The organism is Streptomyces nanshensis (assembly GCF_001751255.1).
Lineage (GTDB): Bacteria > Actinomycetota > Actinomycetes > Streptomycetales > Streptomycetaceae > Streptomyces > Streptomyces nanshensis_A.
In genome coordinates, this window is record NZ_LJGW01000247.1 from 1 (window position 1) to 17,973 (window position 17,973).

Below are 17,973 nucleotides of genomic sequence, written 5' to 3' on the forward strand. Positions count from 1 at the left end.
CCGCCTCTCCGCCGCTGTGGGCGACCAGCCCGTGCCCGGCGACGGCACGGATCAACTCGGCGGCGGAGGGCGAGGCCGCCGCGTCGGCCGCCGCCTCCCACTCCTGAGGTGCCGGGCCCGGCCGTCCGTCCGCGGCGCTCCCGTGCGCCGCGGCGCTGACGATCCGCGTCAGCCCGTCCGCGAGGCTCTCCTCGGCCAGTGCGTACCGGTCGAGCCCCAACAGCAGCCGTACGGGCGTCTCTTCGGCCTCGCCCTGTTCCTCGTCCCCGTCCGCGCCGGACCGTGTGCCGCCCGGTGCGGGTGCCGTACGGCCGCCCAGAGGCCGGGCGTCGAGGGCGTCCTCGAAGACGAGCACGGCGCCCGCGTCGATGGCCGTACGCACCGCCTCGTCGGGCTCCGGAACCGCGTACTGGGAGAGGCCCTTGGCGAGCGCCGCCGGTTCCAGGGCGGTGTGGCCCGCCAGCGCCGCGCGCTCCAGCAGCCACACCACGAGGGCCTCCGCGCGACGCTCGTCGCCGGGGCCGCTGTCNAGCAGGGCACGGGCGAAGCCGTCGGCCTGCTCGGGACGTACGCCCGGCACGGCCAGGAGCTGCCACGGATCGGTGCGCAGCAGTTCGACGGCCTGTGCGCCGAGGGTCTCCGCGACCCGTGGCGCGAGCGTCTCGGGGGCGCCGCCGGCGGCCAGCACCTCCCGCAACTCGCCCGGTACGGCGGCCGGTTCGCGCGCTGCGCCCGTACCCCCGCCGGGAGGCGCCGCCGGGGCCGGCTGCCGTGCGCCCGTGCGCCCCTGCGGCGGCGTGCGCTGCTCGGTCTGCTGCCGGGTGGTCTGCTGCTGGGCGGACTCGGTGAAGAACGACGCGGCCGACGCCTCGCCGCTCTCCACCGCCCTTACCGCCGCGAGGAGTTCGGCTGCCTTGTCGTCCGTCACAGCTCGCTCCAGTCCTGGTCGGGATAGCGGTGCACCGGCGCCGACACATCGTCGAGCGCGCGGCAGATCTCGCCAGGAAGACTAAGACCCTCCACTGACAGCGCCTCGGTGAGCTGCGCCGCCGTACGCGCTCCGACGATCGGCGCGGCCACCCCGGGCCGGTCCCGCACCCAGGCGAGCGCCACCTGCAACGGCGAGACGGCCAGCCCGTCGGCGGCGGTCGCGACGGCGTCGACGATCCGTCCGGCGGTCTCGTCCAGGTACGGGGCGACGAACGGCGCGAGGTGCTGCGAGGCGCCCCGCGAGTCCTCGGGCGGTTCGCCCTTGCGGTACTTGCCGGTGAGCACACCCCGTCCCAGCGGTGAGGACGGCAGCAGCCCGAGCCCCAAGTCCAGTGCGGCGGGCAGCAGTTCGCGTTCGACGCCGCGCTGCAGCAGCGAGTACTCCATCTGTGTGCTGGCCAGCCGGGCGCGCGTACCGGAGGCGGCGAGCTGCCAGGTGGCCGCCTTCGCGAGCTGCCAGCCGCTGAAGTTGGAGACCCCCACATAGCGCGCACGGCCCGTGCTGACGGCGATGTCCAGCGCCTGGAGCGTCTCCTCCAGGGGCGTGTCCGGATCGAAGGCGTGCACCTGCCACAGGTCGACGTGGTCGGTGCGCAGCCGCTCCAGGGACGCGTCGAGTGCGTCGAGGAGGTGGCCGCGCGAGCAGTCGAAGCGCCGGTAGGGGTCCGGGACGCTCCCCGCCTTCGTGGCGATGACGAGGTCGCGCCGCGGCACGAGCCCCTCCAGCAGCCTGCCCAGGAGGTATTCGGCGCCGCCGTCCGCGTAGACGTCGGCGGTGTCGATCAGGGTGCCGCCGGATTCCCAGAACGTCTTGAGCTGGTCCGCGGCGTCCCGCTCGCCGGTGTCCCTTCCCCATGTGAGGGTGCCCAGGCCGATCCGGGATACGCGCAGGCCGGTACGGCCCAGGTGCCTTGCCTCCATGGGCGTTGAGGTTACTTGTGAGCGCGCGCTACAGTCCCCGGGACAGGGACGTTACTGATCAGTAAGGGGGCCGTATGCGGCTCGGCATCAACCTCGGCTACTGGGGCGCGGGGATGGACGCGGACAACCTCGCCGTCGCCCAGGAAGCGGACCGGCTCGGATATGCGGTCTGCTGGGCGGCCGAGGCGTACGGCTCCGACGCCCCCACCGTGCTGTCCTGGGTCGCCGCGCAGACCGAACGCATCGACGTCGGCTCGGGCATCTTCCAGATCCCCGCGCGTACGCCCGCGATGACGGCCATGACCGCCGCCACCCTCGACACCCTCTCCGGCGGCCGGTTCCGGCTCGGGCTCGGCGTCTCCGGGCCGCAGGTCTCCGAGGGCTGGTACGGCGTGAAGTTCGACAAGCCGCTCTCCCGCACCCGCGAGTACGTCGAGATCATCCGCAAGGCCATGTCCCGGGAGCGGCTCAGCCACGAGGGCGAGCACTGGACGCTGCCGCTGCCGGACGGCCCGGGCAAGCCCATCAAGCTGACCGTGCACCCCGTACGCGAGGAGATTCCGCTCTACATCGCGGCGATCGGCCCGAAGAACCTCGAACAGACCGGTGAGATCGCCGACGGCGCCCTGCTGATCTTCTTCTCGCCCGAGCACGCCGAGGAGACGACGCTGCGTCATCTGCGTGCCGGACGCGAGAAGTCGGGGACGCCGGGGACGTCCGGCGGCGGAGGCGACGCCCTCGCCGGCTTCGACGTCTGCCCGACCGTGCCGCTGGCCGTCGGCGAGGACGTCCACGCGCTCGCCGATCAGTTCCGTCCGTACACCGCGCTGTACGTCGGCGGAATGGGAAGCCGCAAGCAGAACTTCTACAACCGGCTGGCCCAGCGCATGGGTTACGCCAAGGAGGCCGCCGAGATCCAGGACAAGTACCTGGCGGGCGACAAGGAGGGCGCCGCGGCGGCCGTACCGCACGAACTCATCGACTCCACCACGCTCCTGGGCTCCACCGCCCGCATCGCCGAACGGATGCGCGCCTACGCCGAGGCCGGGGTGACGACGCTCTCCCTGGCACCGGCCGGCTTCACGCGCGAGGAGCGGATCGCCGGTCTGCGGGCGGGAGTCGAGGCGCTGGAGCAGGCGGGCGTCGGCTCGTAACAGCGCCGCGACGGCGGCGGAGCGGACATGCCGGCGGCCGTGGAGGGGGCTCGGGGGTCGACCCCGCCACGGCCGTTACGCAGCTCAACGCGGCGCAGGGGCAAGGGGTTACGCACGAGGGGTTACGGATCGGGGACGACGGATGGGCCTCGCGGAGACTCCGTCCGGCCCCGGTGCCGCGGTCCGGGGCGCTACCAGCGCATCGCCGTGAAGTCGACCGGGCGCGGCATGAGTTCGCGGGTGCGTGCCGTCAACTGCTCCATGCGCCGGGCCGCTTCGTCGCGGGGCAGGCGGCGGCGGTCGCCGTGGCCCGGCAGCAGCCACTCGAAGCGCAGCCGGTCGGCCGTCCGCGCCAGGGAGGCGGCCAACTCCCCGATGGAATACCAGGTGACGCTCTCGGCGACCTCGACGTCCTCGGTCGTCCGCGACCAGTAGAAGCTGTCGCCGCTGAAGCAGTACCGCTCGTCCGCGAGATAGACCACGCTGCCGCGGGTGTGCCCGGGGAGCGGCACGGCGGTCACTCCCGGGCAGATCTCGGCGGGGTCGGTGCCGCGGAGCACACGGTCGGCGTCCGGGGCGGCGTCAAGGTCGCCCTCGTGGATCCACAGCCGTGCGCCGAAGCGGTCGGCGTAGGCGCGGCCGTGCGCCGCGTGGTCGCGGTGGGTGAGCAGTACGTCGGTGACGGGGCCCGACTCCTCGTAGCGCGCGGCCAGTGACGTGCTCCAGCGCGGTGTGTCCACCATCGTCACGGAGCCGTCGGGACGGCGCAGCAGATACGCGTTGGCGCCCGCGGTGTGCGGGGAGTTGTGCCCGCACAGATACACGGCGCCCTCGTCGTCCAGGGCCAGCGGGAAGGGGTCCGCCGCGGCGTCCAGCCGCCCTCCCGGGGAACGGACCGACCGGGTCGGGCAGGCGTGCGCGGCCGCGTTCAACCGCCGTACCTCCGCCGGGCCTTCGGGCTGCCGCAGTACGACCGAACGGCCGCCGGCCTCGCCGATCAGTCCGGGGGCGAGCTGCCGTGCGACGTCGCAGTTCACACAGCGCCCGTCCACATGCCAGACGTGCCGCTCGTCCTCGCCCTCGTTCCCGTTCTCGCTCTTGTCCTTCGTGTCCCCGTCCTTGCCCGTACGACGCTCGTCGCCCATGGCCCGCCCCTCTCCCGTACGGCTCCGTGCAGTTCCGTACGGCGGCCACCGACCGGCCGCCGCCCACGGTCAGTGGTAGTGCGCACCGGCCGGAAACCGGAAGGGGGTGTGGATCTTGTGCCTTCGGCGGGACGCTGCTCTGAACGTCCGTACCGGCGTGCGGCATCGGCGGGCGTCACGCCCGACTGCCGTACGGGTCAGGGAAGATCAGCTCCGGGCCGGCGGCCCCGTTCGCGCCCCGCTCACATCCAGCCGCGGCGCTTGAAGACGCGGAAGAGCACCAGACAGGCCGCGGCGATCAGCCCCAGCACCGCGGGATAGGCCCACACCCACTCCAGTTCGGGCATGAACCGGAAGTTCATGCCGTAGACCCCGGCGATGGCCGTCGGAATGGCGAACATCGCGGCCCACGCGGAGATCTTCCGCATGTTGTCGTTCTGCCGGACGCTCATCTGCGCGAGGTTCGCGGAGAGGATGTCGGACAGCAGCCGGTCGAAGCCGTCCACCTGCTCGTTGACGCGGGTCAGATGGTCGCTCACGTCGCGGAAGAAGGGCCGCGCGTCCTCGTGGACGAACGGCAGACCGGGACGCGTCAGCCGGTCCAGCGGCTCCGCGAGCGGCCCGGTCGCCCGGCGTACGCCCAGCACCTGGCGCTTGAAGCCGTAGATGCGGCCGGCGACGTCGCGTGCGGCGGCCCCCTCGGGCGCGAAGACCTCCTCCTCCAGCCCGTCCAGGCTGATCTGGAGATCGGCGGCGACCTCCACGTACTGGTCGACGATGGCGTCGCTCACCGCGTACATCACCGCGGTCGGCCCGTGCCGCAGCACCTCCGGCTCGTGCTCCAGCCGCTCCCGTACCGCACCGAGCGGATTGGCGCCGCCGTGCCGCACCGTCACCACGAAGGAGTCGCCGACGAACAGCATCAGCTCCCCGGTGTGCACGGTCGCCGTGAGCTGGTCGTACGAGACGGGCTTGAGGACGAGGAAGAGGGAGTCCTCGTAGACCTCCAGCTTGGGCCGCTGGTGCGCGTGGAGCGCGTCCTCGACGGCGAGCGGGTGCAGCCCGAACTCGGCCGTCACATGGTCGAATTCGGCCTCCGTCGGCTCGTGCAGGCCGATCCACAGAAACGCGTCGCCGCTCGCCCTGGCCTCGGCGAGGGCGTCGGAGTAGCCGGACGGCCGCTCCATGCGGAGTCCGTCCCGGTAGATGGCGCAGTCCACGATCACGACTGGTCATTGTGCCCCGATGCAGCGCGGGCAACCACCGTCCGGTGCCGGGGAGCGCTCGCCTACGCTGGCAGGCATGCCCACGCTCATCCTCGTACGGCACGGCCGCTCCACCGCCAACACCTCCGGGCTCCTCGCCGGACGCACACCCGGGGTGCCCCTCGACGACCATGGCCGGTCCCAGGCCGCGGCGCTGCCCGGACGGCTGGCCGCGCTCCCGCTCGCCGCGCTGGTCAGCAGCCCGATGCAGCGGTGCCAGGAGACCGTGGAGCCGCTCCGCGAGGCCCGTCCTGAACTGCCCGTGCACACCGAGGAGCGCATCGCGGAGTGCGACTACGGCGAGTGGAGCGGACGCAAGCTCGCCGAACTCGCGGACGAGCCGCTGATGACGACGGTGCAGCAGCACCCCTCGGCGGCGGCCTTCCCCGGAGGCGAGTCGATGCGCGGAATGCAGGCCCGGTCCGTGGAGGCCGTACGGGAGTGGAATCTGCGCATCGAAGCGGAGCACGGCGGGGACGCCCTCTATGCCATGTGCTCGCACGGCGACATCATCAAGTCGGTCGTCGCGGACGCCCTCGGCATGCATCTGGACCTCTTCCAGCGCATCGCCGTCGGCCCGTGCTCGCTCACGGTCATCCGCTACACACCGCTGCGGCCCTTCCTGCTGCGGCTGGGCGAGACCGGTGAACTGGACTCCCTGGCACCGCCGGAGCCGTCCCCCGACGACCAGGACGGGGACGCCGGCCAGACGGCGGAGGGCTCGCAGGAGCACACGAGCGACGCCACTGTGGGAGGCGGAGCCTAGGCACGAAGATCGCCCCGCGCAGTAGGGTGCCTTAGACCGATCAGACGTCGACGACAACGGAGCAGGACGTGTCCCGTCAGGTGTTCCTCTACGACCCGCCGGACCGATTCATCGCCGGTACGGTGGGGCTGCCAGGACGGCGCACGTTCTATCTCCAGGCATCGGCCTCGGGCCGTACGACCAGCGTCGCCCTGGAGAAGGCGCAGGTGGAGGCCCTGGCGGAGCGGATCGACGAGCTGCTGGACGAGGTGGTGCGCCGCTCCGGCGGCAACGCACCGGTCCCGGCCGTCGCCCCCACCGAAGTACACGACACGGAACCTCTGGAGACGCCTCTGGAGGAGGAGTTCCGCGTCGGCACGATGGCGCTGGCCTGGGACGGGGACGGCGAGCGGATGGTCGTCGAGGCACAGGCCGTCGTCGAACTGGAAGCGGACTCCGACGAGGACCTCGCCGACGCCGAGGAGCGTCTGCTCCAGGACGACGAGAACGGGCCGCCGATGCTCCGCGTCCGCCTGGACGGCACCATGGCGCGCGCGTTCGCCAAGCGCGCACTCGAAGTCGTCAACGCCGGCCGCCCGCCGTGCCCCCTGTGCAGCCTCCCGCTCGACCCGGAGGGGCATGTGTGCCCGCGTCAGAACGGATACCGGCGCGGCGAATGAGCAGGACAGCCGCGGAGAGAGGGCCGGCCTCGTCGCCCGCGTCCGAGGAGACGCGTACGCATCTCGCACTCGGCACGCTGTCGGTACGGGGGCAGATCCGGGAGGCGTCCAACGCCGTGCTCTTCGGCGTGGTCGAGCACGAGGGGCGCCGAGTGCCGTGCGTGTACAAGCCGGTGGCGGGCGAACGTCCGCTGTGGGACTTCCCGGACGGCACGCTCGCGCAGCGCGAGGTGGCGGCGTACGAGATCTCCCGCGCGACCGGCTGGGACCTCGTCCCGGCGACGGTGCTGCGCGCCGGGCCGTACGGCGAGGGCATGTGCCAGGCGTGGGTCGGGCCGCAGCCGGAGGAGGCTCCGTCGGGGGACGGGGACGACGGGGACGACGGGGACACCACCGACGTCGCGGACGAGACGGACGGGCCCGGACCGGCCGGCGGTGCCGAGGAACCCGCGGAGAGTGAAGAGACCGACGGCGGCGAGGAGTTGCTCGCCATCGTCGAGGGCGGGGAGCCGGGGGAAGGGTGGAAGGCCGTCGGCCATGTCGACACCGGCACCGCACGCCCCGCGCTGCTCGTGCACGCCGACGACGCACGGCTGCGGCGGCTCGCCGTCATCGACGCGGTCGTCAACAACGGTGACCGCAAGGGCGGTCATCTGCTGACGCTCCCGACGGGCGAGCTGTACGCCATCGACCACGGCGTCACCTTCCACGTCGACGACAAGTTGCGGACGTTGCTGTGGGGTTGGGCCGGCGAGGAGCTGACGGCGGAGGCGACCGCCGTGCTGCGCCGGCTCTCCGCCGCCCTGGACGAGGGCGAACCGCTCGCCGTGCGGCTCTCCGGACTGATCACCGAGGCCGAACTCGAGGCGCTGCGCAAGCGGATCGAGGGTCTGCTCAGCTCCGGCCGCCATCCGCTGCCCAGCGGCGACTGGCCCGCGATCCCGTGGCCGCCGGTGTAGCCGTACGGATCCGACGGCCGTGCCCATGGCGCCTGCGCGAGGGCGCCCGTAGGCACCCCGTACGGGCACGGCACCGACGAGCACCGCGTACGGGTACGAAGGCCACACCGCGTACGGGTACAACACGTACAGGCACGGTCAAGACCGCCTATCCGGCCATTCCCGCTGCTCAGGAACGGACGGCGGCCGTCCCGTCAGGATGCCGAACTCCTGTCCGGGTTAGGCTCAAGGAATGCATGCCTGGCCCGCTTCCGAGGTCCCCGCCCTGCCTGGTCAGGGCCGCGACCTGGAGATCCACGACACCGCGACGGGGGGCCGCGTCACGCTGGCTCCCGGTCCCGTCGCCCGCATCTACGTCTGCGGGATCACCCCGTACGACGCCACCCACCTGGGGCACGCGGCGACCTACAACGCCTTCGACCTCGTACAGCGCGTGTGGCTCGACACCAAGCGGCAGGTTCACTACATCCAGAACGTCACCGACATCGACGATCCTCTGCTGGAGCGGGCCGAGGCCACGGGTGAGGAGTGGGCGGCGCTGGCGGAGCGTGAGACGTCGCTCTTCCGCGAGGACATGACGGCCCTGCGGATGCTGCCGCCGCGGCAGTTCGTCGGTGCTGTCGAATCGATTCCGCGCATCGTCCCGCTCGTCGAGCGGCTGCGTGAACTCGGCGCCGCCTACGACCTGGAGGGCGACGTCTACTTCTCCGTCGACGCCGACCCGCACTTCGGCGAGGTCTCCCGGCTGGACGCGGAGACCATGCGTGTGCTGTCCGCGGAGCGCGGCGGCGACCCCGAGCGTCCGGGCAAGAAGAGCCCGCTCGACCCGATGCTGTGGCGCGCGGCCCGCGAGGGCGAACCGCAGTGGGACGGCGCCTCGCTCGGCCCCGGCAGGCCCGGCTGGCACATCGAGTGTGTGGCGATCGCGCTGGAGCACCTCGGCATGGGCTTCGACGTGCAGGGCGGCGGTTCCGATCTCGCCTTCCCCCACCACGAGATGGGGGCCTCGCACGCGCAGGCGCTCACCGGCGAATACCCCTTCGCGCAGACGTATGTGCACGCGGGGATGGTCGGCCTCGACGGCGAGAAGATGTCGAAGTCCAAGGGGAATCTGGTCTTCGTCTCCCAACTGCGCCGCGAGGGAGTCGATCCGGCGGCGATCCGGCTCACGCTGCTCGCACACCACTACCGGTCGGACTGGGAGTACACGCCGGCGCTTCTCGACGAGGCGCGGACGCGGCTCGCGCGGTGGCGCGCGGCCGTCTCCCGGCCCGACGGGCCGCCCGCCGACGCCGTCGTCGAGGAGATCCGCGCCGCCCTCGCCGACGACCTCGACTCACCGGCCGCGCTGACCGCCGTCGACCGTTGGGCCGCGGCGCAGGAGGCCGGGGGAGGCTCGGACGAGGGTGCGCCCGGCGTCGTCTCGCGGGCGGTGGACGCGCTGCTGGGGGTCGCGCTGTAGCGGTTGCCGCGGCCGCCGATCCCGCCGCCGGAACGACGTCGGAAGGGTGAACGGCCAAGGGGCCGCCCGGTGTTCGCGCCGGGCGGCCCCTTCGTGTGCGGTGCCGTGCTTCGTCGGTGCCGTGCTGTGCGGGCTTCTTCGGCGCCTTGTACCGACGGCTCTCACCCGTCGCCGGGGGCGTCGCCGTCCGTCTTCTTACGGCGGCCCCTGCCGGTGCCGGTGCTCCGGCCGCCCTTGCTGCCCTTGCCGCGCTTCTCGCCGGTGGCGTCCTGGCCGTCGTGGTCTCCGCTGCCGTCCTGGCCGCTCGTACCGTTCCGGCTGCCCTTGCCGTTGCGGCTCGTGCCGGTACCGGCGTCGGTGCCGGTACCCGTGGCGCCCGGCTGGTCCGCTCGCCCGTCGGCGGACGTCTCCGGCTTCTCGTCGCCGCCCTCCGCGGGCTTGTCTTGCTGCGCGCCGTCGTTGCCCTCTCCACCGCTTTCGGCGGACTTACGGGTACGGCTGCCGCCCCGTGAGGTGCTGCTGCGCTTGGCGGGCCGGGACGTGCGCTTGGCCGCGGACTTCGCGGACTTGGCGGTCTTGGCGCTCTTGGCCGTCTTCGCTGACTTGGCGCTCTTCGCGGACTTGGCCGGCTTGTCGCTGCTCGCGTCCACGCCCTCCGTACCGTCGGCGCCGTCCTTTCCGCCTGCGGAGCCCTGACTGTCCTTGCTGCTCTTGCTGTCCTTGCCGTCTTCGCCGTCCGCGGTGTCGGCGCTGCCGCCCTCGTCGGCCGCGCCGCCCGTACCGTCTTCGCCGGAACCGGCCGCGCCCTCTCCCGTGGAGCCCTCGCCGTCCGCGCTGTTCTCGGCGGCCTCGCCGCCCCCTCTGTTCTCGGCGGCCTCGCCGTCCCCGTCGTCCGACTCGTCCTTGTCGCCGTCCCGGCGGTCCTCCCGCGCGGTGCCGCCGCGCGACGGCTGCTTCGGCGGGCGGGAGCGGTCGTCCGTGCCCGGGCCGTCGTCGCGGCGCCGCAGATAGCGCTCGAACTCCTTCGCGATGGCCTCTCCCGAGGCCTCCGGGAGCTCAGCCGTGTCCCGTGCCTCCTCCAGCGACTGCACGTACTCGGCGACCTCGCTGTCCTCGGCCGCGAGCTGGTCCACGCCCAACTGCCAGGCACGCGCGTCCTCTTGGAGCTCGCCCAGCGGGACGTTCAGCTTCAGCAGATCTTCGAGGCGGTTGAGCAGCGCGAGCGTGGCCTTCGGGTTCGGCGGCTGGGAGACGTAGTGCGGTACCGACGCCCACAGGCTCACCGCGGGCACGCCCGCGTGCGTGCACGCCTCCTGGAGGATGCCGACGATGCCCGTCGGGCCCTCGTACCGCGACTCCTCCAGGTTCATGGTGCGTGCCAGATCCGGGTCGGACGTCACACCCGTCACGGGGACGGGCCTGCTGTGCGGGGTGTCGCCCAGCAGCGCGCCCATCACCACGACCATCTCGACGCCCAACTCATGGGCGAAGCCCAGGATTTCGTTGCAGAAGGAGCGCCACCGCATGCTCGGCTCGATGCCGCGCACCAGCACCAGGTCGCGCGGCCGGCCCTTGCCGCCCGCGTTGTCGACGCGTACGACCGCGAGCCGCGTCGTCGGCCAGGTGATCTTGCGCGAGCCGCCGTCCAGCCACACCTGCGGCCTGTTGACCTGGAAGTCGTAGTAGTCCTCCGCGTCCAGCGCCGCGAAGACCTCGCCCTTCCACTCACGCTCCATGTGCGCGACCGCGGCGGAGGCGGCGTCGCCGGCGTCGTTCCAGCCTTCGAACGCGGCCACCATGACCGGGTCGACCAGCTCGGGAACCCCCTCGAGCTCGATCACCCAGCGCCTCCTTCCGGCCGGGCGATGTACGCCGATACGACGTGCACCCGGCTGCCGTTCCCGTTACGTGCGGCAACCAGCCTACGGCGTGACCGCTCACATGCCGCAGCCCTGGCCGCACTGCATACACAGCGGTCCGGGGCGGGGCCCGCCGCACGCGGCGCGGCGGACTCCGCACGGCCTCCCGTGCGGCCCGGAATCCCTTGACCTGCACGGTGTTCCTCACGAGGCTGTTGCGGCAGGCCCGCCGCCGTACGGACCGGACGGGCGGCCCCCGTACCGCGATCCGGGAGGACACCGTGACCGCCAGCACCCCGCAGAAGCCCGCGGACGCCGCCGACGACTGGTGGCGGGAGGCCGTCGTCTACCAGGTGTACGTGCCCAGCTTCGCCGACTCCGACGGCGACAGCATGGGCGATCTGCGCGGCGTGGCCGAGCGGCTGGGACATCTGGCGGGACTCGGCGTCGACGCGCTGTGGCTGACGCCCTTCTACCGTTCGCCCTGGGCGGACGGCGGTTACGACGTCTCCGACTACCGCGACGTGGACCCGCGGCACGGCACGCTCGACGACTTCCGCGACCTGCTCGCGCGCGCTCACGCGTACGGGCTGAAGGTCATCGTCGACATCGTCCCCAACCACTGCTCCGACCAACACCCGTGGTTCGCCGAGGCGTTGGCCTCTCCGCCGGGCTCGGCGGCCCGCGACCGCTTCCACTTCCGTACCGGGCGCGGGCCGGACGGCGGCGAGCCCCCGGCGGACTGGCGGTCCAAGTTCGGCGGCGGCGCCTGGACCAGGACCGCGGACGGGCAGTGGTACATGCACATCTTCGCGGCCGAGCAGCCCGATCTGAACTGGGAGAACCCGGAGGTGCGCGCCGAGTTCGAGCGGACCCTCCGCTTCTGGCTCGGCCTGGGCGTGGACGGCTTCCGCGTCGACGTCGCGCACGGTCTGCGCAAGGACCTCGCCCCGCCGCTGCGCGACACCCTCGGCAACGACGCCGCACCCCTCAACTCGCCCCCGGAGGGCGACGATCACCCCTTCTGGGACCGCGACGAGGTGCACGAGATCTACCGCTCGTGGCGCAAGATCCTCGACTCCTACAGCCCGCCGCGGATCGCCGTCGCCGAGGCGGGCGTCAGCGCCGCCCGGCTGCCGCTCTACACCCGCCCCGACGAGCTGCACCAGGCCTTCAACTTCTTCCATCTGCGCTGCCCTTGGGACGCCGCGTCCTTCCGCCGCGTCATCGACGAGTCGCTCGACGGGGCGCGCTCCGTGGGCACCCTCCCGACCTGGGTGCTCTCCAACCACGACGTCGTACGGCACACGACCCGCTACGCCCTGCCCGAGGGCACCGACCTGACCGCGTGGACGGCCTCCGACGGGCGCGAGCCCGCACCCGACACCGCGCTCGGCCGCCGCAGGGCGCGCGCCGCGGCGCTGCTGACGCTGGCGCTGCCCGGCACCGCGTATCTGTACCAGGGAGAGGAACTTGGGCTTCCGGAGGTTCCGGATCTGCCGCCCGAGGCACTGCGCGACCCGATGTGGGAGCGCACCGGCCGTACGCACAAGGGGCGGGACGGCTGCCGCGTACCGCTGCCGTGGCAGCGCTCGGGGCCCTCGTACGGATTCGGGCCCGGCGGAAGCTGGCTGCCGCAGCCCGAGGGCTGGGGTGAGCACTCCGCCGAGGCGCAGACCGGGGACGAGGGCTCCTTCCTGGAGCTGTACCGTGCCGCGCTGCGGCTGCGCCGGGCCGTGCGCGGCGCCGCGAAGGGCGAGCGGCTGGAGTGGCTGACGGGCGCGGACGGCGAACTGGCCTTCCGCCGGGGGGAGTTGCTCGAATGCCGCGTCAATCTCTCCGGGCGTCCGCTGCCGTTGCCGGCCGACGCGGTGCCGCTGCTGACGAGCGAGGGACGGGCGGATGCTGCGGACGGCGCCGGGGAGCGGGGCGGCGGGATGCTCGCTCCCGACACGGCGGTCTGGCTCAGGCCGCCCGGCACCGCGGGCTGAACTCACGGGGCCAGGCGCCGTATCGGCGGCACCGCGGGCTGAACTCACCGCGCGCAGAGGGGCGTTGAGACCCGAAGAAGAGCGCAGACGGCGGGCGGGCCTGCCCCCCGGCGTGACCCGCCCGCCTGCGCTCCCGTGCGGTCCCGTCACGGCCGCACGGGGACGCGTCCCGGCCGGGCGCCCTGCGGCGCCCTCGCCCGTCAGCTCCCTGCCCTCGTTCCCGTAACCCGCCCCCGTCTCCTGCCGGTTGCTCCGGTCGTCCGCCTGCGGTGCTGCCGGCCGCTCAGCTCTCGCGCTCCGCCAGCAGCGATTCCACGCGCCCGCGCACCTCGTCCGTGTCGAGGCCGCGGATGGTGAGTGTGGTGCGCCGGCGCAGCACGTCGTCCGCGGTCTGCGCCCACTCGTGGTCGCGCGCGTGCACGACCTGGGCCCAGATCTCCGGCCCGTCGGGGTGGATGCGCTCGCCCAGCGACGGGTCCTCGTTGACCAGTCGCGCGATGTCGAAGGCGAGCGAGCCGTAGTGCGTCGCGAGGTGCCGTGCCGTCGACGGGTCCATGCGCGGGCCCGGTTCGCGCTCCCGGTCCACCAGCAGCCGGTGCGCCACCGCGTTCGGATTGGAGATGCCGGGCAGCGGCGTGCGGCGCACCAACTCCCGTACGGGCTCCATGTCCTGTGCGATCGAGCCGCCCGGCAGCTTCGCCAGCTTGTTCATCACGGCGCGGCCGATGTGCCGGTACGTCGTCCACTTGCCGCCCGCGACCGACAGCATCCCGCCGATGCCCTCGCTGACGACCGTCTCCCGCTTCGCCGCCGTCACGCCGCCGGGGCCGCCCGGCAGAACGCGCAGACCCGCGAAGGCGTAGCTGATCAGATCGCGGGAGAGGTGCTCCTCCCGTACGGAGAAGGCCGCCTCGTCGAGGATCTGCCGGATGTCGGCCTCGGTCGCGCGGACGTCGGCCGGATCGCCCTCGTACGCCTCGTCGGTGGTGCCCAGCAGCAACTGGTCCTCCCACGGGAGCGCGAAGGTGATGCGGTACTTGTCGATCGGCGTCGCCATCGCCGCGCGCCACGGCGCCCTGCGGCGCAGCACGAGGTGTGCGCCCTTGGACAGCCGCACGCTGGGCGCGGCGCCCTTGTCCTCCATCCTGCGCAGGTGGTCCACCCACGGGCCGGTCGCGTTGAGGACGAGCCGGGCGTCGACGCCGAACTCGCTGCCGTCGACGCGGTCGCGCAGCTCGGCGCCGGTGACCCGGCCCGCCGTGGTGCGAAGTCCCGTCACCTGCGCGTGGTTGAGGACGACGGCACCGGAGTCGACGGCCGCGCGCACGGTCATCACGGCCATGCGCGAGTCGTTCATCTGGTGGTCGCCGTAGACCGCGACGGCCTTGAGGTTCTCCGTCCGCAGACCGGGGTTGTCGGCCGCCGCACGGCTCGGCGAGACGACGCGTCCGACGCCGTCGCCGAAGGCCGACAGCGCGCTGTAGGCGAAGACGCCCGCGCCCAGCTTGGCCGCGCCGTGCGGGCCGCCCTTGTAGACGGGCAGATAGAAGGTGAGCGGGTTGACCAGGTGCGGTGCCACGTCCTTGGCCAGCACCCGCCGCTCGTGGTGGTTCTCCGCCACCAGCTTCACCGCGCCGGTCTGCAGATAACGCAGGCCGCCGTGCACCAGCTTGGAGGAGGCGGAGGAGGTGGCGCCGGCGAAGTCGCCGGCGTCCACCATCGCCACCCGCAGTCCCGACTGCGCGGCGTGCCAGGCCACCGAGGTTCCGAGGATGCCGCCGCCGATCACGAGCAGGTCGTACGTCGCTCGAGCGAGCAGCTCCCTGGTCTCGGCGCGGCTCGGATTGCCGCCGGCAGCCGGGTGCGTCCCGAGGGTGGGGACGCTCTGCAGGGTGTTCATGTCGTTCAGTTCTCCTCTTCGATCCAGCCCATGGTCCGCTGGACGGCCTTGAGCCAGTTCTTGTACTCGCGGTCGCGGTCGGCCGCGTCCATGCGCGGCGTCCACTCCGCCGCACGCTTCCAGTTGGCGCGCAGCTCGTCGGTGTCGGACCAGAAGCCGACGGCGAGCCCTGCCGCGTACGCGGCGCCCAGGCAGGTGGTCTCGGCGACCATGGGACGGACGACGGGGGCGTCCAGGAAGTCCGACATCGTCTGCATCAGCAGGTTGTTGGACGTCATGCCGCCGTCGACCTTCAGCGCCGTGAGCTCGACGCCGGAGTCCTTCCGCATCGCGTCGACGATCTCGCGGGTCTGCCAGGCGGTCGCCTCCAGCACGGCACGCGCGAGGTGGGCCTTGGTCACGTACCGCGTGAGACCGGCGATCACACCGCGGGCGTCGTCGCGCCAGTACGGGGCGAACAGGCCGGAGAAGGCGGGCACGAAGTAGGCGCCGCCGTTGTCCTCGACGGAGCTGGCGAGGGTCTCGATCTCGGCCGCGGTGCTGATGAGGCCCATCTGGTCGCGCATCCACTGCACCAGCGAGCCGGTGACGGCGATCGCGCCCTCCAGCGCGTAGACCGGACGCTCGTCGCCGATCTGGTAGCCGACGGTCGTGAGCAGGCCGTTATACGAATTGACCGCCTCATGACCGGTGTTGAGCAGCAGGAAGGTCCCCGTGCCGTACGTGGACTTCGCCTCGCCCTCGGCGTAACAGGTCTGGCCGAACAGGGCCGCCTGCTGGTCGCCGAGCGCGGAGGCGACGGGGACGCCGGCCAGGGCGCCCGTGGCCTCGCCGTAGACCTCGGCGGAGGAGCGGATCTCGGGCAGCAGCTCCATCGGCACGCCCATGGACTGGCAGATCTTCTCGTCCCAGCTCATCGTGTGCAGGTTCATGAGCATGGTGCGGGAGGCGTTGGTCACGTCGGTGACGTGACGGCCGCCGTCGGGGCCGCCGGTGAGGTTCCAGATGACCCAGGAGTCCATGGTCCCGAAGAGCAGTTCGCCGCGCTCGGCGCGCTCGCGCAGCCCGTCGACGTTGTCGAGCAGCCAGCGGATCTTCGGGCCCGCGAAGTAGGACGCCAGGGGCAGACCGGTCTCGCGGCGGAAGCGGTCCTGGCCGACGTTGCGGCCGAGTTCGCGGCACAGGGTGTCGGTGCGGGTGTCCTGCCACACCAGGGCGTTGTGCACGGGCTCGCCGGTGGCCTTGTCCCACAGCAGCGTCGTCTCACGCTGGTTGGTGATGCCCAGGGCCTTCACGTCGTCCTTGGTGATGCCGGCGTTCTCCAGGGCACCGGTCACCACCTGCTGGACGTTCGTCCATATCTCGGCGGCGTCGTGCTCGACCCAGCCCGGCTTCGGGAAGATCTGCTCGTGCTCCTTCTGGTCGACGGCGACGATGCGGCCGTCCCGGTCGAAGACGATGCAGCGGCTGGAGGTCGTGCCCTGGTCGATCGCGGCGATGAAGGGGCCCTCGCCGTGCGTGGAAGCGCCCGCGGACTGGTTCTCGGTCTCGCTCATGTGTCCTGCTCCAAGGGGTTCGTCGGGAAGGGGCTCCCAGGCTGGGGCCCGGACTCGGGACTCGGGTTCTCGGGGCTCGCCGGCGCCGCTCAGGCGGCGAAGGCGACCTGGTGCAGCCCGGCGGCCAGCGCGGCGCCGACGAGCGGGCCCACGACCGGGATCCACGAGTAGGCCCAGCCGGAACCGCCCTTGTTGGGCAGCGGCAGCAGGGCGTGCACGATGCGGGGGCCGAGGTCGCGCACCGGGTTGATGGCGTACCCCGTCGGGCCGCCGAGCGACAGACCGATGCCGACGACCACCAGCGCCACCAGCAGTACGCCGATGCCGGAGAGGCCGACGCCCTTGGTGAGGCCCAGGTTGAGGATCGCGATGACGAGGACGAAGGTCGCGATGATCTCGGTGACCAGGTTCTGCACGCTGTTGCGGATCTCGGGCGAGGTGAAGAAGATCCCGTGCACCGGGCCCGGGTTCTCGCTGCGGCGCTCGGCCATCTCCGGCTCGCGGAGGTCGGCCTGGAACTGGCCGTAGTACGTCAGCCAGACCAGCACCGCGCCGATCATCGCGCCGAGCAGTTCGCTCGCCCAGTAGACCGGGACGTCGGACCACGGGGTGGTGCCCTGCATCGCGAGGGCGAGCGTGACCGCCGGGTTGAGGTGCGCGCCGGATATCTGGGCGACGTAGCCGCCGGTCAGGACGGCGAAGCCCCAGCCGAAGGCGATGGCGACCCAGCCGGCGTTGAACGCCTTGGAACGCTTGAAGGTCACGGCGGCGCAGACGCCGCCGCCGAGGAGGATGAGCAGAGCGGTACCTGTGGTCTCGCTGAAGAAGATGTCGGAGCTGGACACCCGCGACTCCTTTGTCTTGTCCAGATGGGAGGGCGGGCCGGTCCGTCCACTGTTCGACAATGCCGACCGCCGACAGGGCAGTTTTGTCCCTGCTGGTGGTCCCGTCAAGAGGTGTGACTGAGGACTCCCGCACTCCGTGTACGCAGGGGAGATCAACTCCGGGCGGGGCGGGGGCCGGAGCCCGCGCGGGCGCTGAGCCGGGCCGTACGGCGGGCCTCCGGGGGAGGGTGCGGCGGGGTGTTTACGGCCCGCTTGCGGACGTACAAGTTCCGGTTGCGGGGCGTGTGTTCGGAGCCCCCGGCGGCGTACGGGAGGCGTACGGAGGGGAGCGGTGTACGGGCTCGACGGGGCGTCAACAAGCCGCGTGAGCCCGTCAGTTGACGCCTGGTCGGCATCCCGGTCCGTCAGAACCGGCGGGCGCCCAGATCCCGTGAGACAGCCCGTGCGCAGTCCCGTACGGCGGCGACGAGCAGCGGACGCAGCTCCGCCTCGGCGGGCGCA

The 17,973-nt window shown here is 72.4% G+C and carries 13 protein-coding genes and 2 pseudogenes; 6 read left to right on the forward strand and 9 right to left on the reverse strand.

Features of this window, described 5'->3' with window-relative positions; translation table 11 throughout:
- Together AN218_RS14235 and AN218_RS14240 are read right to left on the reverse strand one after the other, a co-directional pair.
- On the reverse strand, nucleotides 1–928 hold a 928-nt coding region (locus AN218_RS14235), incomplete at its 3' end, for a helix-hairpin-helix domain-containing protein (RefSeq protein ID WP_275936974.1).
- The gene (locus AN218_RS14240; protein WP_070017229.1) at nucleotides 925–1,911 is read right to left on the reverse strand and encodes an aldo/keto reductase; all 987 of its coding nucleotides are present in this window, start codon (nucleotides 1,909–1,911) and stop codon (nucleotides 925–927) included. The genes AN218_RS14240 and AN218_RS14235, both read right to left, overlap by 4 nt.
- Nucleotides 1,912–1,985: 74 nt before the next feature.
- On the opposite strand from AN218_RS14240, the gene AN218_RS14245 reads away from it, so the two are divergent.
- Nucleotides 1,986–3,065 (forward strand): LLM class F420-dependent oxidoreductase, encoded by a 1,080-nt coding sequence (locus AN218_RS14245; protein WP_070017233.1) that lies wholly within the window; start codon nucleotides 1,986–1,988, stop codon nucleotides 3,063–3,065.
- Between the two features lie 191 nt (nucleotides 3,066–3,256).
- Here the strand turns inward: AN218_RS14245 and AN218_RS14250 are convergent, their stop codons facing one another.
- Both AN218_RS14250 and corA read right to left on the reverse strand, forming a co-directional pair.
- The gene (locus AN218_RS14250; RefSeq protein WP_079132166.1) at nucleotides 3,257–4,210 is read right to left on the reverse strand and encodes an MBL fold metallo-hydrolase; all 954 of its coding nucleotides are present in this window, start codon (nucleotides 4,208–4,210) and stop codon (nucleotides 3,257–3,259) included.
- 242 nt (nucleotides 4,211–4,452) lie between these two features.
- Nucleotides 4,453–5,436, reverse strand: coding sequence for a magnesium/cobalt transporter CorA (corA, locus tag AN218_RS14255; protein ID WP_070017235.1), 984 nt, complete (start codon nucleotides 5,434–5,436; stop codon nucleotides 4,453–4,455).
- Between the two features lie 76 nt (nucleotides 5,437–5,512).
- Here corA and AN218_RS14260 point away from each other — a divergent pair, with 76 nt between their 5' ends.
- The 4 genes from AN218_RS14260 (at nucleotide 5,513) to mshC (ending at nucleotide 9,321) form a co-directional block, all read left to right on the forward strand.
- Nucleotides 5,513–6,241, forward strand: coding sequence for a histidine phosphatase family protein (locus AN218_RS14260; RefSeq protein WP_070017236.1), 729 nt, complete (start codon nucleotides 5,513–5,515; stop codon nucleotides 6,239–6,241).
- Nucleotides 6,242–6,309: 68 nt separating this feature from the next.
- Nucleotides 6,310–6,900, forward strand: coding sequence for a DUF3090 domain-containing protein (locus AN218_RS14265; protein WP_070017237.1), 591 nt, complete (start codon nucleotides 6,310–6,312; stop codon nucleotides 6,898–6,900).
- Nucleotides 6,897–7,859: an SCO1664 family protein gene (locus AN218_RS14270; RefSeq protein WP_420855970.1), complete on the forward strand. Its 963-nt coding sequence runs from the start codon at nucleotides 6,897–6,899 to the stop codon at nucleotides 7,857–7,859. The genes AN218_RS14265 and AN218_RS14270 overlap by 4 nt, the downstream gene beginning before the upstream one ends.
- 232 nt (nucleotides 7,860–8,091) lie before the next feature.
- The gene (gene mshC / locus AN218_RS14275) at nucleotides 8,092–9,321 is read left to right on the forward strand and encodes a cysteine--1-D-myo-inosityl 2-amino-2-deoxy-alpha-D-glucopyranoside ligase (protein WP_070017241.1); all 1,230 of its coding nucleotides are present in this window, start codon (nucleotides 8,092–8,094) and stop codon (nucleotides 9,319–9,321) included.
- 980 nt (nucleotides 9,322–10,301) lie between these two features.
- Here mshC and AN218_RS14280 read toward each other — a convergent pair.
- Nucleotides 10,302–11,162: pseudogene (locus AN218_RS14280) on the reverse strand (PAC2 family protein); the annotation flags it as partial.
- Between the two features lie 299 nt (nucleotides 11,163–11,461).
- On the opposite strand from AN218_RS14280, the gene AN218_RS14285 reads away from it, so the two are divergent.
- The gene (locus AN218_RS14285) at nucleotides 11,462–13,171 is read left to right on the forward strand and encodes a glycoside hydrolase family 13 protein (protein ID WP_070017251.1); all 1,710 of its coding nucleotides are present in this window, start codon (nucleotides 11,462–11,464) and stop codon (nucleotides 13,169–13,171) included.
- Between the two features lie 283 nt (nucleotides 13,172–13,454).
- Here the strand turns inward: AN218_RS14285 and AN218_RS14290 are convergent, their stop codons facing one another.
- The 4 genes and pseudogenes from AN218_RS14290 to AN218_RS35425 form a co-directional block, all read right to left on the reverse strand.
- Nucleotides 13,455–15,071 carry a glycerol-3-phosphate dehydrogenase/oxidase gene (locus AN218_RS14290; protein WP_070017242.1) on the reverse strand — a complete coding sequence of 539 codons (1,617 nt, stop codon included), beginning with the start codon at nucleotides 15,069–15,071 and terminating at the stop codon, nucleotides 13,455–13,457.
- Between the two features lie 5 nt (nucleotides 15,072–15,076).
- Nucleotides 15,077–16,627 carry a glycerol kinase GlpK gene (gene glpK, locus AN218_RS14295; RefSeq protein ID WP_070017243.1) on the reverse strand — a complete coding sequence of 517 codons (1,551 nt, stop codon included), beginning with the start codon at nucleotides 16,625–16,627 and terminating at the stop codon, nucleotides 15,077–15,079.
- A gap of 89 nt (nucleotides 16,628–16,716) precedes the next feature.
- Nucleotides 16,717–17,472: an MIP/aquaporin family protein gene (locus AN218_RS14300; RefSeq protein ID WP_070017247.1), complete on the reverse strand. Its 756-nt coding sequence runs from the start codon at nucleotides 17,470–17,472 to the stop codon at nucleotides 16,717–16,719.
- A gap of 404 nt (nucleotides 17,473–17,876) precedes the next feature.
- Nucleotides 17,877–17,973 (reverse strand): annotated as a pseudogene (locus tag AN218_RS35425) (IclR family transcriptional regulator); the annotation flags it as partial.

Excerpts from the sequence above, each read along its gene's own strand:
- AN218_RS14240 (WP_070017229.1), bottom strand. The coding sequence starts at position 1,911 with ATGGAGGCAAGGCACCTGGGCCGTACCGGCCTGCGCGTATCCCGGATC.
- AN218_RS14245 (WP_070017233.1), top strand. The coding sequence starts at position 1,986 with ATGCGGCTCGGCATCAACCTCGGCTACTGGGGCGCGGGGATGGACGCG.
- AN218_RS14250 (WP_079132166.1), bottom strand. The coding sequence starts at position 4,210 with ATGGGCGACGAGCGTCGTACGGGCAAGGACGGGGACACGAAGGACAAG.
- AN218_RS14260 (WP_070017236.1), top strand. The coding sequence starts at position 5,513 with ATGCCCACGCTCATCCTCGTACGGCACGGCCGCTCCACCGCCAACACC.
- AN218_RS14270 (WP_420855970.1), top strand. The coding sequence starts at position 6,897 with ATGAGCAGGACAGCCGCGGAGAGAGGGCCGGCCTCGTCGCCCGCGTCC.
- mshC (WP_070017241.1), top strand. The coding sequence starts at position 8,092 with ATGCATGCCTGGCCCGCTTCCGAGGTCCCCGCCCTGCCTGGTCAGGGC.
- AN218_RS14290 (WP_070017242.1), bottom strand. The coding sequence starts at position 15,071 with ATGAACACCCTGCAGAGCGTCCCCACCCTCGGGACGCACCCGGCTGCC.
- glpK (WP_070017243.1), bottom strand. The coding sequence starts at position 16,627 with ATGAGCGAGACCGAGAACCAGTCCGCGGGCGCTTCCACGCACGGCGAG.